The sequence below is a fragment of the Rhodococcus sp. 1R11 genome (assembly GCF_004563845.1).
Taxonomy (GTDB): Bacteria; Actinomycetota; Actinomycetes; order Mycobacteriales; family Mycobacteriaceae; genus Rhodococcoides.
Genome location: NZ_SPNG01000006.1, coordinates 233711 through 249981, shown reverse-complemented (window position 1 = coordinate 249981; position 16271 = coordinate 233711). Strand labels below are relative to the sequence as shown.

At 63.4% G+C, this 16271-nt stretch carries 17 protein-coding genes and 1 pseudogene; 11 read left to right on the top strand and 7 right to left on the bottom strand.

All coding sequences use genetic code 11. From position 1 onward, the window contains the following. Complete coding sequence (locus E4P29_RS13310) at positions 1-351, bottom strand: VOC family protein (RefSeq protein WP_135045307.1); 351 nt, start codon at positions 349-351, stop codon at positions 1-3. Between E4P29_RS13310 and E4P29_RS26540 the strand changes: the two are divergent. Then, a pseudogene (locus E4P29_RS26540) lies at positions 269-1711 on the top strand (plasmid pRiA4b ORF-3 family protein). The gene E4P29_RS13310 and the pseudogene E4P29_RS26540 overlap by 83 nt on opposite strands. 30 nt (positions 1712-1741) lie before the next feature. Here the strand turns inward: E4P29_RS26540 and E4P29_RS13295 are convergent. Beyond that, entirely contained in the window at positions 1742-2746 is a 1005-nt protein-coding gene (locus E4P29_RS13295) for a hypothetical protein (RefSeq protein ID WP_135045302.1), read from the bottom strand. A gap of 158 nt (positions 2747-2904) precedes the next feature. Between E4P29_RS13295 and E4P29_RS13290 the strand changes: the two genes are divergently transcribed. The 3 genes from E4P29_RS13290 to E4P29_RS13280 all read left to right on the top strand — a co-directional run bounded on the left by E4P29_RS13290 (position 2905) and on the right by E4P29_RS13280 (position 5986). Then, entirely contained in the window at positions 2905-3318 is a 414-nt protein-coding gene (locus E4P29_RS13290) for a hypothetical protein (protein ID WP_135045300.1), read from the top strand. A 142-nt stretch (positions 3319-3460) separates the two neighbouring features. Further along, entirely contained in the window at positions 3461-3946 is a 486-nt protein-coding gene (locus tag E4P29_RS13285) for a MarR family transcriptional regulator (RefSeq protein WP_032385330.1), read from the top strand. A 3-nt stretch (positions 3947-3949) separates the two neighbouring features. Further along, a complete protein-coding gene (locus tag E4P29_RS13280; protein WP_135045298.1) occupies positions 3950-5986 on the top strand; it encodes an MDR family MFS transporter in 2037 nt (678 codons plus the stop codon). 85 nt (positions 5987-6071) lie between these two features. Here the strand turns inward: E4P29_RS13280 and E4P29_RS13275 are convergent, their stop codons facing one another. Continuing rightward, entirely contained in the window at positions 6072-7625 is a 1554-nt protein-coding gene (locus E4P29_RS13275) for a succinic semialdehyde dehydrogenase (RefSeq protein ID WP_135045296.1), read from the bottom strand. Between the two features lie 156 nt (positions 7626-7781). On the opposite strand from E4P29_RS13275, the gene E4P29_RS13270 reads away from it, so the two are divergent. Together E4P29_RS13270 and E4P29_RS13265 are read left to right on the top strand one after the other, a co-directional pair. Then, positions 7782-8987: a lipase family protein gene (locus E4P29_RS13270; RefSeq protein WP_245154301.1), complete on the top strand. Its 1206-nt coding sequence runs from the start codon at positions 7782-7784 to the stop codon at positions 8985-8987. A 110-nt stretch (positions 8988-9097) separates the two neighbouring features. Beyond that, a complete protein-coding gene (locus E4P29_RS13265; protein ID WP_135045477.1) occupies positions 9098-9850 on the top strand; it encodes a MerR family transcriptional regulator in 753 nt (250 codons plus the stop codon). Here E4P29_RS13265 and E4P29_RS13260 read toward each other — a convergent pair. Both E4P29_RS13260 and E4P29_RS13255 read right to left on the bottom strand, forming a co-directional pair. After that, positions 9819-10064 carry a WhiB family transcriptional regulator gene (locus E4P29_RS13260; RefSeq protein ID WP_280634542.1) on the bottom strand — a complete coding sequence of 82 codons (246 nt, stop codon included), beginning with the start codon at positions 10062-10064 and terminating at the stop codon, positions 9819-9821. The genes E4P29_RS13265 and E4P29_RS13260 overlap by 32 nt on opposite strands. A 71-nt stretch (positions 10065-10135) precedes the next feature. Then, positions 10136-11167, bottom strand: a complete 1032-nt coding sequence (locus E4P29_RS13255) for an amidohydrolase family protein (RefSeq protein ID WP_245154300.1) — start codon at positions 11165-11167, stop codon at positions 10136-10138. Positions 11168-11282: 115 nt separating this feature from the next. Here E4P29_RS13255 and E4P29_RS13250 point away from each other — a divergent pair, with 115 nt between their 5' ends. After that, positions 11283-11666, top strand: coding sequence for a DUF5313 family protein (locus E4P29_RS13250; RefSeq protein ID WP_032366711.1), 384 nt, complete (start codon positions 11283-11285; stop codon positions 11664-11666). Positions 11667-11690: 24 nt separating this feature from the next. Next, positions 11691-12170 carry a ribonuclease E activity regulator RraA gene (gene rraA, locus E4P29_RS13245; protein WP_135045290.1) on the top strand — a complete coding sequence of 160 codons (480 nt, stop codon included), beginning with the start codon at positions 11691-11693 and terminating at the stop codon, positions 12168-12170. Positions 12171-12215: 45 nt separating this feature from the next. Here rraA and E4P29_RS13240 read toward each other — a convergent pair whose 3' ends face one another. Next, the gene (locus E4P29_RS13240; protein WP_135045475.1) at positions 12216-13055 is read right to left on the bottom strand and encodes an alpha/beta hydrolase; all 840 of its coding nucleotides are present in this window, start codon (positions 13053-13055) and stop codon (positions 12216-12218) included. Between the two features lie 103 nt (positions 13056-13158). On the opposite strand from E4P29_RS13240, the gene E4P29_RS13235 reads away from it, so the two are divergent. The 3 genes from E4P29_RS13235 (at position 13159) to E4P29_RS13225 (ending at position 15346) form a co-directional block, all read left to right on the top strand. Continuing rightward, positions 13159-13719, top strand: a complete 561-nt coding sequence (locus E4P29_RS13235) for a TetR/AcrR family transcriptional regulator (RefSeq protein ID WP_135045288.1) — start codon at positions 13159-13161, stop codon at positions 13717-13719. A gap of 45 nt (positions 13720-13764) precedes the next feature. Then, positions 13765-14133: a glyoxalase superfamily protein gene (locus tag E4P29_RS13230; RefSeq protein ID WP_135045286.1), complete on the top strand. Its 369-nt coding sequence runs from the start codon at positions 13765-13767 to the stop codon at positions 14131-14133. A gap of 64 nt (positions 14134-14197) precedes the next feature. After that, positions 14198-15346, top strand: a complete 1149-nt coding sequence (locus tag E4P29_RS13225; RefSeq protein ID WP_135045284.1) for a serine hydrolase domain-containing protein — start codon at positions 14198-14200, stop codon at positions 15344-15346. Between the two features lie 3 nt (positions 15347-15349). Here the strand turns inward: E4P29_RS13225 and E4P29_RS13220 are convergent, their stop codons facing one another. Continuing rightward, positions 15350-16261, bottom strand: a complete 912-nt coding sequence (locus tag E4P29_RS13220; RefSeq protein WP_167735474.1) for an aminotransferase class IV — start codon at positions 16259-16261, stop codon at positions 15350-15352. Between the last annotated feature and the right edge of the window lie 10 nt (positions 16262-16271).

The following is a 16271-nucleotide window of genomic DNA, read 5'->3' as shown; positions in this document are numbered from 1 at the left end:
TCACATGTGCGCGAGCACGTTCACCACATTGCCGCCTGCGTCTCGGAAGAAGAATCTGCGCACGCCCCACTCCTCGTTGGTGATCTCGTACACGATCTCGAAATTCGCATCCACCGCCGCTCGGTAGGCCGCGTCGACGTCGTCCACTTCGAGAGACGCCGACGGATTCACCGGCCCGGTGGGGTCGGTGGTGATCAGACTCAACTGCGCGTTGCTGTCTCCCGATGACGCAAGCGTGGCGATCCAACCATGGTTCATCACCACCTCCATGCCGGTGACCTGGACATACGCGTCCAGCGTCGCATCGAGATCGGCGACCGTCAGCAGGGGCATCGCGCGCACAACGTCCATGTTCGGACTGTATCGCGCCGAAAGCGTCCCCGCGGGGACGTTCTCGACGGGCATCTCGCACATGGGGGACGATGTTTCGATGCTGACGATCAAGGTGACTCTGGCCGACATCGAACCAGCGGTGTGGCGGCGGTTCACCATCAATTCCGACGCCACACTGCCCGAGCTACACGACGTCATCCAAGATGTCATGGGCTGGGAAGACCGACACCTGCACATGTTCTTCGTCGGCGACGATCCCTATCGAACCAGTCGACGCTACGAGATGAAGTCCGCGCTCGAAGAGTGGGACGACGGCGCCGGGACGCTCGAGGACGGCGTTCGAGTGGACGAAGTCCTCGGTGCCGTCGGGGATCGTCTCGGGTAAGAGTACGACTTCGGTGACGGATGGACACACCACCTGGTCGTCGAAGAAATATCGACCGTTGCCGGTACTGCAACCTGCCTCGACGGCAACCGCGCCTGCCCACCTGAGGACTGCGGTGGCACGTCGGGCTACGACGAACTGCTGAAGGTTCTGGCTGATACCGATCATCCTGAGCACAACCATATGAAGCAGTGGGCGGGAAGCTTCGAGGAACGCTTCGCGGTGGCCGACGCGAACAACAGAATCGCGTTGCGGCGCGCGGTGACGGAGTTGGCCGGCCGCGTGCGGGAGCGGCTACCCAAACTCGGCTCGCTTCTCGAACGCGGGCCCCTCGAGTATCACCCCGATCTGCCCGATATCCTCGCACGCGTCGATTTCGATGTGGCACAGCTGGACCCCATAGCGGCGGCATCGGCAATGGAAAAGCTGACATGGATGCTGGCGCGGGTGGGCGCAGACGGAATCACGCTGACTGCTGCGGGCTATCTCCCACCCAAAGACGTTGCTGCGATGCGTGCAGAGCTCGAGTGGGGTGCCGAATGGTTCGGAAGCTCCAACCGCGAGGTGGACCATCAGCAGGTGCACTGGCTTCGGGCTGCAGTGACGCAACTCGGGCTGGTTCGCGTGCTGAAGGGACGGCTACTTCGCACCCGGTTGGGCAACACCCTGGCCACCGACCCGCTCCGACTGTGGTCGCACGCCGCGGCTCGGATGCCCTTCGGCCGCGAGCAGTACGAGAAGGATGCAGGCCTGCTGCTGCTGGTTTCGGTTGCAGGGGGTTGCTTTGCGACCGAACGCAATTCGCTGATCCTTCGAAGCCTCGAGACCATCGGGTGGCGAATCCCCGAAAGCGAAAGACGCTACGCCCAGTACCTCGCTCGACCGACCTTGGACTTCCTCACTCTGATCGGCGCTGTGCCGTCGACTTTGGGTCGCGACGGGGCCGTACCGGATTGGGGACGCACTTTTGCCGTACATGCACTCGGCTCGTGAACCAGAAGGTGCTACCGGCCGCTCGTCAGGTCATGCTGCGCGCCCTGCGCGCCGCAGACGATCTCGATCGAGCGCCTCGAGCAGCAGGGGCGCCAGAAGGTCAGGTACGCAGAACTTGTCGTTCACCTTGACGAGCAATCCGAGGTCGAACATCGACATGAACCGGAGTGTCGCGACGGTCTGAATCACCTTGCTGTCGGACATCGTTCCCAGGACGACACCGTCGGATTCCCCTACCGGATCACCGACGAGGCTGCGCACGAGCACGGTGGTCGCCAACGTCGAGCCTGCCACGAGCTCGGACTGCACGGAATCATCGCCGGAGTCGTACACAGGCGTCAAGCAGGATGCGTACGCCTCGACCACGGCGGCGCGAGTTCGGTCCGCACTTGGAGACACCACCCAAGCTCCGGCTTCGGGTCCGCGGGTGTAAGTCTGGCCCGCGTGCTCGAGAACCCCGACCCTACGGGCGGTATCCAACACCGATCGATAGTTCACCATTGCCATGAAGTCAGGTTGTTCAGGGATGCTGTCGAAACCCGGAATCCCGAGCGCGGCAACGATCTCGGCCGAGTCGTCCCAGTAGTCGATTCGGGCCGATGGCGCGCGGCGCTCGGTCGCAGCCCACGATGCCAACCGTTGCAGGAGTGAGACCATTATCGGTGTACTCAGTGGGCTCGAGCGCCCCGGCGATATCGGAGAACTGGGCACCGACGCGAATGCAGACGGGAACCCGATCTCTCTCGAGATCTCTTCGTTCTGAGATGGCGACAACCGTTCGGCGACGACGAACGTGCCGAACAGATCGATAGCGCGACGAATCTCGTCGCGCTCCCATGGCGACCGCTCATAGTCATCGAGGTCCAAGTACTCGTGATCATCGAGACAGAACATGTCGATCGGAAAATCTGCGCCGTACACGCTCACGTTCCGCTCGCGGACCGACCGATCGACTGTCATTGCTGTCGCATAAGCCGTCAACTGATCTGCGACCCAGGCATTCTCGATCAGCCAATCGGAGAAGTGAAGAAGCACGCTCGGCCAAAATAGAGGTTCCCTTTCACGCTGAACCTGACTGTGGGCCTCGCGACTGGTCTTTCTGCTACGCGATCTGCGGTTGCTCATGATGTCCCCCCGGATGTGTGTGGTCGAGAGAGTAGGCGAGGGGTACGACAAGCGAGCGAAGGCGGCTGATGACCCGCAATGCCGAGGATCTTCGAGGCATCGAGCAGATCGGCTCACCCGAGGACGTGGTGCGTGCTCCGACATCGGCGTTAGTCGCGCGTTTCCTGTCCGACGCCACCCTCGTCGACGGCGTTGTCGCAGACGGCACCTTCACTTCGGGCTCCCTCACACTCGAGGCGGAGGGCTCCGGACCCGGGACGCTCGCAATCCTGCCGACCGACATCGACATCGTGCCCGGATCTGCGGGCCACACCGGTGAGGTCAGTGGCACCGTCACGTCGTCGTTGTTCGGCCGCGATGCGAGCGACGTCCTGGTGCACTGCGACGACGTCGACTTCCGCTGCTCGACGCGTGGGCCGCGGCCCGAGGTGGGCGAGACGGTCGGCCTGTCCGTGCGCCGATCCTTCTTCTATCCGCACTAGCGTCACCGGTCCGAAGGATCTGGCCATCCCCACCTCGCTACCACGCTGTGACCCACCAGACAGGAATATTATTTGCTTAGCGCATGTATGTATATATATGGTTGCAGACAGCAAGTAAATCGGACTCAGCGTTGGAGTACTCATGGCAGTTCAATCCACGACGGCGGAATCGCTCGTCGAAGAGGTTTTCCTCTTCGGGCGCACGCTGAAGCGGGCCGTGACCACCGGAGTGGAGGATTCACCGTTGCCGCAGGCGCTGACCGGAGTTCTGGCCATCCTCGCGACCGAGGGTGAATGCAGACAGACCGACCTCGCCAGCAGGCTCTGCGTCAGCCAGTCCGCCCTCAGCCGGCAGATCGCGGATCTCGTCGAACTCGGCTACATCGATCGGCATCCCGATCCGGACGACAGAAGAGCGTCCCGGGTCTGCGTGTCGGACGACGGCCAGGCTCGGCTGAAACAAATTTGGGACAGGCGCGCTCGTCGCCTGGCAGAGATGTTGAGCGAATGGAGCGAAACCGAGGCTCTCGATGCCCTCGATTCCATCCGCAAGCTCAATGACACGTTCACCGAAGACGCCCACGCCCAGCACCAGGACGTGGCCCGCATTGAATTGATTGCGAGATAAGAAATGACCGAAACTCCGCCGAATCAGGCAGTCGCCGATCCCGATGCGATGACGCATCGCCAGATCCTCGAAGCCCTCACCGGTCTGCTGGCAGCGCTGTTCACCGCGCTGCTGAGCACCACCATCGTTTCCACCGCACTCCCGACCATCATCGGTGACCTGAAGGGCTCGCAGACCGCGTACGCCTGGGTCATCACCACCGCATTGCTGGCCAACGCCGCGTCGACGCCCATCTGGGGCAAGCTCGCCGACCTGTTCAACAAGAAGGTCCTCGTTCAGAGCGCGATCGTCATCTTCGTGGCCGGCTCGCTGATCGCCGGCTTCGCGCACAACGTTCCGCTGTTGCTCGCCGCACGCGTGGTGCAGGGCATCGGCATGGGCGGTTTGACGGCACTCGTCATCGCCATCATCGGCACCATCGTCTCCCCGCGTGATCGCGGTCGCTACTCGGGTTACACCGGTGCTGTCATGGCCGTGTCGATGTCCGGTGGCCCTATCCTGGGCGGCGTCATCGTGGACAGCCCCCTGGGCTGGCGCTGGTGCTTCTTCGTCTGCGTGCCGCTCGCTGTCATCGCCCTCGGCCTGTTGCAGAAGACGCTGCACATCAAGACCGTCCGCAAGGACAACGTCTCCATCGACTGGCTCGGCGCACTGCTGCTGACCGCGGGCGTTTCCGTTCTCCTCGTGTGGGTTTCGTTCGCAGGCAAGGCCGACTACTACGACTGGATCTCTCGTGAGACCGCGTACCTGGTCGGCGGCGGAGTTGCGCTGCTCGTCCTGACGATCATCGTCGAGGCTCGGCACAAGTCGCCGATCATCCCGCTCAAGATCGTCACCGAGCGCACCACCGGCCTGGCCATCGTCGCGTCCATCGCCGTCGGCGTCGGCCTCTTCGGAGCCACCACCTTCCTCGGCCAGTACTTCCAGACCGCTCGCGGCTACACCCCCACCGAAGCCGGATTGCTCTCCATCCCATTGGTGTTCGGCATGCTCGTCGCCTCCGTGGGCTCCGGTCAGCTCATCACCAAGTTCGGTAAGTGGAAGCCGTTCATCGTCACCGGTTCCGTTCTGCTGGTCGTCGGATTCCTGCTCCTGGGCACGATCGATCACGCCACCAGCCTGGTGACGGTCGGCATCTTCATCACCATCGTCGGCCTCGGTACCGGCATGCTGATGCAGAATCTCGTTCTCGCAGTGCAGAACACGGTCAGTGTGCAGAACGTCGGTGCGGCATCGTCGACGGTCGCGTTCTTCCGCACCTTCGGCGGCGCGATCGGCGTCTCGGTTCTCGGCTCGCTTCTCGCAACCCGGGTCGCCGAGAAGTCGGCCAGCGGCTTGGCGCAGCTCGGCGTGGACAGCTCGGCCAGCGGCGGTGGATCGCTCGATCTGACGTCACTGCCCGAACCGATCGTCAACGTCATCCGCACCGCCTACGGTGACGCCACCGGACGCATCTTCATGATCGCCGGCTTCGTTGCGATCGTCACGCTCATCGCCGTGATCTTCATCCCGAATCGCCCACTGCGCCAGACGATCGACATCGCGTCGGCACCGGCGCAGGGACCCGTCGCCGATCTGGACGAGACCGATTTCGACAGTGACGCACAGGGACAGCCGGAGCGCCGCGAACAGCTCGCCGAGATCCCGTCCTTCGGGGCCACTCAGGACTACGTCGGAGCGCAGTACGGCAACGAACGCCGCTTCGAGCGTCGCAACGAAGGTCGCCACGAGGCGCAGCCGGGTCAGCGTCCCTTCGAGGGACTGAGCTCGGATGCCCGTGATCGACTGCTCACGCTGCTGCTGCCTCAGCCCGAGGACACGTTGACCGCACTCGACGAGGCCGAGGCCATTCGCGCCGAGGTGATCGAGCTGCAGCAGGAACTCGATGCCAAGATGCTCGACTTCGATGCAGTGTGCGAGCGGCTTCGTCGACTCGGACTCAGCGAGCAGCAGGTGGCTCGGGTGTTGGGAGACAACCACATTCCCGACAGCCACAATCACTACGCCAACGCCGGACTGAACGGCCACAGCGTCAACTGATCTGCCACAGAACAGCGAAAGGCCCCGCACACCCGAGAGGGAGTGCGGGGCCTTTTGTCGTCCGTCTACCGACTACTACTGGTTACTACCGGCCGGGTATGTACTTCAGCGCTTTGACGAAAGGGGGCATGATCTTTGCCCACAACTTCGGCGGAAGTCCGCGTGGTCCACCGAGATTGAGCAGGCGGGTCGTCGCGATGGTTTGCGGCTCGGTGTACTTGAGCAGTCCCTCGTTTCCATGCCTACGGCCCATGCCGGAGACGCCCATTCCGCCCATCGGCGCACCGGTGGTGCCCCACGTCGGCGCGTAACCCTCGTCGACGTTGACCGTGCCCGCATGCAGACGTGCCGCGATGGCCTCGCCCTGCGCCTTCGTCTTGGCCCAGACACTCGCGTTCAATCCGTAGTCGGTGTCGTTGGCTTTTGCGATGGCCTCGTCGACGTCGGCGACGGGGTAGATCGACACCAGCGGCCCGAAGGTCTCGGTCGCCGCACACTCCATGTCCTCGGTGACGTTCGTCAGCAACGTCGGCTCGTAGAACAGCGGGCCGATGTCGGGACGCGCCTTACCGCCTGCCACGACGGTCGCGCCCTTGACCTTGGCGTCGTCGACGTGCGCCGATACCGTCTTGATCTGGTCCTCGGAGATGAGGCTGCCCATTTCGATGCCGAACTCGTAATCGGCACCCACGGTCATGTTGCGTACCCGCTGGCCGAACTTCTCGGTGAACTCGGCGGCGATGGACTTCTCGACGTAGATGCGCTCGATGGAGATGCAGAGCTGACCGGAGTTGGAGAAGCAGGCGCGCACTGCCGCGTCGGATACTTCCCGCAGGTTTGCGCCCTTGGCGACGATCATGGCGTTCTTGCCACCGAGCTCGGCGGAGAAACCGATGAGTCGACGCCCCGCCTGCTCGGCCAGGAGCTGGCCGGTGGCCGTGGAGCCGGTGAACATGACGTATTCGGTGTTCTCGACGATCGCGGTGCCCACCACCGAGCCGGGGCCCGGGACCACGGCGAACAGGTCGCGGGGCAGACCTGCCTTGTAGAGCAGCTCGACACAGGCCAATGCGCAGTACGGCGTCTGACTGTCGGGCTTGAGCACGACGCCGTTGCCGGCCAGCAGTGCCGGGATGGCGTCGGACACCGCGAGAGTCATCGGGTAGTTCCACGGCGAGATGATCCCGACGACGCCCTTGGGCTGGTACCGAACGCGAGTCTTGGTCAGCACGGGAAGCATGCCGGTGACCTTCTTCGGGGCGAGCAGCTTGGCGGCCGTGCGTGCGTAGTGCCGCGACGTCATCGAGATGTCGAGGACTTCTTCGAGGGCGGCAGCGCGGGACTTACCCGTCTCGGCCTGCGCCATGTCCATCAGCTCGTCGCGGTGCGCGAGCACCAGGTCGCGGTAGCGGTGGAAGATCTCTGCCCGCTCGGAGACCGGACGCTTGGCCCAGGCCGCCTGAGCGGTGCGGACGCGAGCGATCGCAGCCAGAGCATCTGCAGCCGTACCGACCGGAATGGTCGCCAGCTCCTTACCGGTGAACACCTCGGTGATCGTCTTGGTGGGACGCGAATCCGCGTCGGGAATGGCGATGAGATCAGCGAGCCGGGAAAAGGTCGCAGAGGACGGAGCAGGCATTTTTGCATCCCTACTGATGAGTAGTGTTCGGAGTAACAGACAACCTACCTGGTCTTGGGCTCAGTTCACAGGGCCGATGTTCCGCGGCCCTGTGGCACGATGGGCGGTGGTCTACTCCGACGTCGGGGCGTTCGGAAGCAACAGGGTGGGGAATCCATGCGCAAGGCACTAGTTCTGGCCGGAGCAGCAGCATTGATGGTGGCATTCGCGGGGTCTGCGCAGGCAGATCCGCTCCAGGATTTCATTGCTCCACCCTCCGATCCCGATGCCTATCTCCCCACGTCACTCGGCGATCCGTGGTTCGATCCGCCGGCGGGATACGAGAATGTCGTGCCCGGCACTGTCCTCGCTCGACGCGATGTCGCGGTGACACCCGAGGCCGTCTCCGTCCAGTTGCTCTTTCGCTCCACCGACTCGAAGAACCGCCCCATCGCAGCGGCGACGACGGTGCTCACGCCCATTACGCCGTGGACCGGTGGCGGAGATCGCCCCGTCATCGCATACAACGAGGCGACGGATTCGCTCGGTAACAAGTGCGCGCCGTCGTACACCCTCCCGCGGGGCAACAACAAAGAGATCGATCAGGTCCGGATCCTGCTCGGCCGCGGCTACACCGTGGTGATGACGGATTATCAGGGTCCGCGTCAGGCATATTCGGCCGGTCTCGTGTCGGGCCACACCGTGCTCGACGGTCTGCGCGCCTCCCGGACTGCAGGCGTGAGCCCGGATGCGCCCATCGGCATCACGGGATATTCCGGCGGTGCGATCGCTTCGGGCTGGGCGGCCCAGTTGGCCCCCGACTACGCACCCGAGCTGAACATCGCCGGCGTTGCGTTCGGTGGCCCGCCGACCGATTACAAGATTTTGCAGACGTCGTTGAACGGTCAGATCGGGTCGGGCCTGTTCACTGCGGCAACGATCGGACTGTCTCGGGAATACCCGGAGATGCGGCAGCTCGCCAACGACAACGGCAAGCGACTGGCGCTGGCGCAGAAAGATCAATGCGTAGATGTGTTGTCCTACAGCGGACTACTGCTGTTGGACCAGCGAAATCTTTCCAACGTCCCTGACGTGTTCCAGCATCCGATCACCACGGCCGTCGTCGAGGAGAATCGCATGGGCCAGACGAAGCCGGACGCGCCGGTGTACATCTACCAGGGCCTGCAGGACTTCCTCATTCCCAAAGAAGGTGCCGAGGCCGTGCAGGATCAGTGGTGTGCAGCGGGGGCGTCGGTACACCTCGAAGAGATCCCCGGAGATCACTCGCTCGCTCAGACCAACGGCCGCCCCGGTGCCTACGATTGGTTGGCACAACGACTGGCCGGAGAAGGTACCTCGGGTTGCGAACGTGTGATTCGCTAGAGGTCGGTAACCAATCGTTTTTTCGTCTTGACCCTCACGCCACGGGAGGCAGCACAGTGTCCTTCGTGAGTGATTCGTCCGCGAACAGTTCGGTTGACGTCCAGGTCGGCATGCAGGTCGGCGCGGTCTCGAAGTTGGTGGGTGTCAGCGTCAGAACGCTGCATCACTACGACGAGATCGCGTTGGTGGTGCCGTCGGGGAGAACTCCCAAGGGTTATCGGACGTATTCGTCGGCCGATGTCGAACGGCTGCATCAGGTATTGACCTACCGCGAGCTCGGGTTCCCGCTCGAGGTCATTGCAGCGTTGCTCGACGACCCGGCCGTCGACGCGATGGCGCATCTACGTCGGCAGCGCGACCTGCTCGGCGAGCGGATCGATCACTTGCACGCAATGGCTGCGGCCGTGGACAAGATGATGGAGGCGAAAAAGATGGGTATGCAATTGACTCCCGAGGAGCAGCGAGAGATCTTCGGCGACAACTGGCCCGGCGAGGAATACGCCGAGGAGGCCGAGCAGCGCTGGGGCGAGACAGACGAGTGGAAGCAGTCGCAGCAGCGTACGGCGTCGTTCACCAAGGACGATTGGAAGGCCGTCAAGGAAGAGACGGACCTCCTGGAAGCCGATCTCGCTGCCGCCATGCAGCGGGGTGTGTCGCCGGATTCCACCGAAGCCGGGGTACTGGCCGAGCGTCATCGCGCGTCGGTCGAGCGGTACTACGACTGCGGCTACGAGATGCAGGTGAATCTGGCGGAGATGTACATCGCGGACGAGCGATTTGCCAAGCACTACAACGATATCGCCGACGGTTTGGCGCAGTATCTCCGTGACGTCATCGTCGCGAACGCTGCTCGGCAGGGTTGACGCGAGCCATCGCGGACCGCTCGTGTGCGGTCGATCCGCCCCAGACGCCATGCTTTTCGTCCGTGTCGAGTGCGTGTTGCAGGCAGCGCACGACCACAGGGCATCGGCTGCACACGAGCTTGGCCTGTCGCTCCAGGTTTCTCAGCGAGTATCCCCTCAGGCCCAGGGGCGGGTAGAACATCGAGACCGGCATCGAGCGGCAGGCGGCATTCATCTGCCAATCCCAATGCTCCGAGAACGGTTGAAGTGCTTGCGCTTTCATCGTCGGTGCCTGCTTTCTTCCGATCAGAGATTCAGCAGACGGCGGGCATTGTCGGATGTGACAGCGCGCCAGTTCTCGAGCCCACCGTCCGCGGCTCCCGCGTCGAGCGAGCGCAGCTGCTCCTGCACCGCAACGATCGGGGTGAAGCAGAAGTCACTGCCGTAGACCAGACGATCGGGCCCGACCGCCGACAGCAACGCCGGCAGCTGCCGCGGAACCGGCGTACCGGCGAGGTCGAACCACAAGCGCTGCAGTACATCCGGCGTAGTCGGTGTTCCCAGACCCACCTGCGTCCGGAAGAAGTCGACCCGATCCGCCAACAGCGGGAGCACCCCGCCGCCGTGGGTGAACACCCAGCGGATGTGAGGGAACCGGTCGACCACGCCCAGCAGAATCAAGTCGATGACGGTTCGCGCTGTGTCGAAAAGGAATTCGATCATCGGAGCCGGCCGGCCCAGTGATACCGCAGCTACATTCGGCGGCGAGGTCGGATGCACGAAGACCACCGCCGACCGCGCATCGAGCGCCGCGAGCAGCGGTGCCAGCACCGCGTTGCCCAGATACATACCGCCGGCGTTCGACATGACGGCGACCCCGTCGGCACCGAGCACATCGAGAGCCCGAACGGCCTCGACCGTCGAGTCGACGACGTTCGGAAGCGGCAGCGAGGCGAAAAAGCCCAGGCGCGGCTGCCCGGCGACCGTGGCCGCCCCGAAATCGTTGACGCGGCGCGCCAAGTCGGCGGCTTCGGCGTCGTCCCCGAAGTGCACCCCGGGGCTCGACACGGACACGATCGCACTGTCGATCCCGCACCGGTCCATCATCTGCAGATGCTCGGTCACCGACCAGGACGGCCACTTCGGCATGCCGTCGGGAAAGACGATGCCGGACGCGAGCGCTTCGCGCAGATAGAAGTCGGGGACCATGTGCGAGTGCACGTCCACGACTCCCCCGGCGGCAGGCGTCGGTGACGCCGACGCGGTCGCAGCGGACAGGGCGACTCCCGAGAGCGTGGCTGCACCGAGCGCGCCGAGCAGAGTTCTGCGATCGATCACGGTCTACGTCCTTGTCGTCGACACCACCCGGTCCGAACTGACGTTATCGTCACATATGAGATTATCCGCAGTCAACGGTGACTTGTACCAACTGATGTGGGACTAGCATGGCGCGATGACGACCGAACGTACGAAGCCCAGTCCTGCGCAATTTTTGGGGTACTCGTTCGGTCGAGTCCTGCCCCCGTCGATGCAGGATTGGGTCCGAAACGACCTTGTCGGCAATGGTGCCCAGGTGCGCTACCTGGCCCGATTCACGGTTCCGGTCATCCCATTGCTGCTGCTGTTCCTACTGATTCCCGGCCCGCTGTGGATGTCGCTGGCCATGATGGCGTTGCTGTTCATTCCGCTGGTGTACTTCGCGATAGCGCTGATGAACGTCTATCGGCGACACCGGTTGCTCATTCACGGCCTCGACCCCCAGTTGATCAACGCCAAAGCGCAGAGCCGCGTCGACCGCACCCGGGACGACTACGAGCGCCGTCACGGCCGCGGCTGACGATCGGACGTTAGTCTTCTGCGCATGACTTCACCTGTGGAATTCAAGGCAACCGCTGATCTGGCCGACGAGATCGGTCCCGACATCCGCAGCTGCGACACCCAGTTCATCCAGTTCGGCAAGCACACAGAGTTCGCCGGACCGATCACGACGATCCGGTGCTTCCAAGACAATCTGCTGGTCAAGCAGACGCTCAGCGAGCCCGGCAACGGCGGCGTTCTCGTGGTCGACGGCGACGCCAGCATCCACACCGCGCTCGTCGGCGACATCATCGCCGGACGGGGTGTCGACAACGGCTGGGCAGGCGTCATCGTCAACGGTGCGGTGCGCGACTCGGCGATTCTGCGCACGCTCGACATCGGCGTCAAGGCGCTGGGGACCAACCCGCGCAAGAGCACGCAGACCGGCTCGGGTGAGAAGAACGTGCCGGTCAGCTTCGGCGGCGTCACGTTCAACCCGGGCGAGATCGTCTACAGCGATCACGACGGCGTCGTCGCGGTCTAGCAGCCCACTCGGCGGCAGGCCTGAATGCCTGCCGCCGTAGTGCTGTTACTTCACGAACGCGAGCAGCGCGTCGTTCACTTCCTGGAAGTGCGTCCACAGCAGTCCGTGGGGTGCGCCCTCGACCTCGACGTACGTGGCCTCGGGGAACGCCTGGTGGAACGGACGGCCCGTCGAATCGATCGGCAGGATGTTGTCCGCGGTTCCGTGCAGAATCAGCGTGGGCTTGCCGGACTCACGAACCTTCGCAACATCCGCGCGGAAGTCCTCGAGCCAGGTGGGTACGACGGCGTAGGCCGCGACCGGTGCGCTGGCTGCGGCGGTGGCGAAGTTCGCCCGCACCGTGGCCTCGCTGATGCGGCTGCCGAGGTTCTCGTCGAGGTTGTAGAAATCCTTGTAGAAGTTCTCGAACCAGGCGAACCTGTCTTCGCGGGCTGCGGTCTCGATGCCGTCGAACACCGACTGCGGAACGCCGGTGGGGTTGTCGTCGGTCTGGAGCAGGAACGGCTCGAGAGAGGCCAGGAACGCGAACTTGGCGACACGGTCGGTGCCGTACTTCGCGGCGTACCGAGCCAATTCGCCTGTGCCCATGGAGAACCCGACGAGGATGACATCGTTGAGATCCAGCTCGGTCAGCACCTTGTCCAGGTCCGCAGCGAAGGTGTCGTAGTCGTAGCCGACGGTGGGCTTGCTCGACTGCCCGAACCCACGACGGTCGTAGGTGATGACGCGATATCCGGCGTCCAGCAAGGCGCGTGACTGACGTTCCCAGGAGTTGCCGTCGAGCGGGTAGCCGTGGATGAGCACGACGGGTTGGCCGGTGCCGTGATCCTCGTAGTAGACCTCGACGGGGGTGGAGTTCTCGGTTCCGACGTTGATGTACGCCATGATCCTGCCTTCCTGTGTCCTGAACATCGAGCGGGAGAACGGTCGTTCTCTCCACATGTGGACTACTGTAGAGAACGTTGGTTCTCTCGGCAAGGGGTAAGCGATGACCAGTACGGAAATCGGACGGGCACAGGTGATGAACGCCGCGGACGAATTGTTCTATGCGCGCGGCATCCAGGCTGTGGGTATGGACGAGTTGCGCGCCAAGGCCGGCATTTCCCTCAAGCGTCTGTACACGCTGTTTCCGTCCAAGACGGCCATCGTGGCCGAGGTCCTCCGTGGCCGCACTGCCCAGTGGAACGACGGGATCCTCGCCGAGGCGGACCGACACGACACGCCGCGCGGAAAGCTGTTGTCCATCTTCGACTTCCTGGATCGATGGTTCCGAGAGGACGACTTTCGCGGCTGCGCCTTCATCAACTCGTTCGGTGAGCTGGGTGCCACGATGCCCGAGGTCGCCGACGCCGCGCAGCAGCACAAGAAGAGCTTCATCGAGTACGTCACTCGATTGGCCGTCGAAGCCGGATGCGAGCCGACAGTCGGGCTGCAGATCGCCTTGCTCGCCGAAGGCGCTCAAACCACCGCGGCCATCACCGAACTGGCCGAATCTGCTTCTGCAGCAAAGGCTGCGGCCGAGATCCTGCTGAATTCGAGCGCCGAGTAGCCCGACTCTGGTACAGACTGCCCTGCACGTGTCACACTCGATGCCATGAAGGAATTCGGCCCAGCTGTTCCGATTCTGCGCATCTTCGACGACGTCGAAGCGCGCGCGTTCTATCTGGACTATCTGGGTTTTTCGGTCGAATGGGAACATCGATTCGAGACGGATCTGCCTCTCTACATTCGCATTTCACGCGGAGACTGCATCCTGGATCTGTCCCAGCACTACGGCGACGGCACCCCGGGAACGTCCGTCTGGATACCGATCGCGGATGTCGCGACCTTCAATGCCGAACTCCTGCACAAGAAGAACCCCCGCAGCCGACCCGGAATCGATCGCGGTGCGCCGGGTGGGCCGACCATGACAGTGATAGACCCCTTCTCCAACAACCTCCGCTTCTGCCAGGTCGATCGCTGACTCATCGAAAACGACTGACATTTGACACTGAAATCCTTCGGGGGGTGGCGATAGCGTCGAAGACATGAGCAAGCTACGAGTCCTCGCCGCCCTCACCGTCTCGACCTCCCTGCTGATCAGCGGATGCACATCATCTGACGAGCCGTCAGCCGTCGAGCCGACCACCACGACGCCCTCGAGCGGAACCATCAAGACCGACGACGTCCAGGCAGCCCTGGACGCCCTGGTCGACGCCGGATCCGTGGCCGCTGTCGCGCAGGTACGCGACGGCGAGGCTTCATGGTCGGGGGCGGCCGGTCTGGTCGAGCGCGATGGCACCGAGCCTGCGTCCGCCGACGATCCGGTCCGCATCGCCAGCGTCACCAAACCGATGGTCGCGGCGGTAATCCTGCAATTGGTCGACGAGGGGAAGCTCGCGCTCGATCAGCAGGTCGACGAGCTGTTGCCCGGGCTACTCCCCAAGCCGGTGACCGTTCGACAGCTGCTCGATCACACCAGCGGGCTGCCGGACTACCTCAGCGGATTCGACAGTGTCGCCGCCATAGCGTCCAGATCAGGTGACGTCGTCACCGATGACGAGTTGATCGCGGGTGCGTTGGCGTTGCCGTGGACCACCGAGCCGGGGTCCGAATTCATATACTCCAATACCAATTACGTCGTACTCGGTCGCATCGTCGCCGATCTCGACGGCAAGAGCATCGGACAGTCGTTGCAGGACAGGATCTTCGATCCCCTGGAGATGACCGACACCACTTACCCAACCGATGCGGCCATCGCCGACAATGCCCTGCACGGCTACGTCCTGGAGGACGGGACGTACACCGATGTCACCGCCTTCGACGCGAGCATCTGGTCCTCGGGTGCTGCTGTGGTGTCCACGGTCGGCGATTTGAACACCTTCTTCAGAGCACTGTTCGACGGCACGCTGATTCCGCAGAATCTGATCGACGAGATGCAGGTCCTCACGCCGTCCGCGTATGGACTCGGACTGTTGCTCGGCGGCGATGCCTGCAATCCCGGGTCCGGCGAGCTCGTGTTCGGCCAGCGCGGCAACGGGTTCGGGTACGGCACACTCAGCTTCTCCAGCCCGGACGGGGATCGTCAGGTGTCCGTGGCCTGGACGTCTGCGGCACCGGACCCGGCCAACGATCCGATGTTCCAGTTCGCAAGTGACGCACTGATCAGCGGCCTGACGGCGACCTGCCCCGCGTAGCGGTTACAGCACGCTCACCCAGCCGTGTACTTCGTCGCTGGTGAGCGCGGCCTGGTGACGCTTTCGTAGAGTGAGTGTCACCGGGCCCGAATCCTTGGTTCCTATTGCGCGACCGTCGATTTCGTACACCGGGGCAACTCCCGCCGAGGTGCCGCAGACGAAGACTTCGTCGGCGATGTACAGCTCGGTGAGGTCGACGGTTCGCTCCTGAACCGTCAGTCCTTCTTCGCGCGCCAACGTCAGGATGGTTCGACGATTGATGCCGTCGAGAATGTCGCTGGTGACGTCGGGGGTGACGAGCACTCCGTTCCGCACGAGGAAGATGTTCGCGGCACTCAGCTCGCAGACGTGGCCGTTGATGTCGAGGAAGATGCAGTCGTCGAAGCCACTGTCGATGGCATCCTGTTTTGCCAGAACAGAATTGACGTAGGCTCCGTTGACCTTGGCGCGCGACGGAATCGCATAGTCGGGGATGCGACGCCACACACTGGTCTTCAATCGCATACCGTGCTGCGGCACAATGGGATTGGCGTCGTAAAGGAAGATCGACACTGTCGTGTGCAGACCACGCACCCGTGTTCCGGGAATGGACTCGTCGACGTGAACCGTCGCGCGCACGTACACCTCGTCGGTCGGGGCATTGGCTGCGACGACCTGCTGCGTCACCTGCACGAATCGCTCGAACGTCCACTGCGAGGCAAATGTGTCGATGCCGATGATCTTGCAGGATTCGACGAGTCGCTGATAGTGATCGAGCAACCGAAAGGCGGTACGCCGATCACCGTCCACCTGCACCGGAAACACGGTGTAGACACTCAGGCCGTAGAGGACGGCCGAGGTCGCGACCCCGAGTGTCGCGTCCTGCGCATCGACCAGCCTGTCGCCGAAATACACCTTCGAGTGCGGGAGTGCCATGCGGCGATGC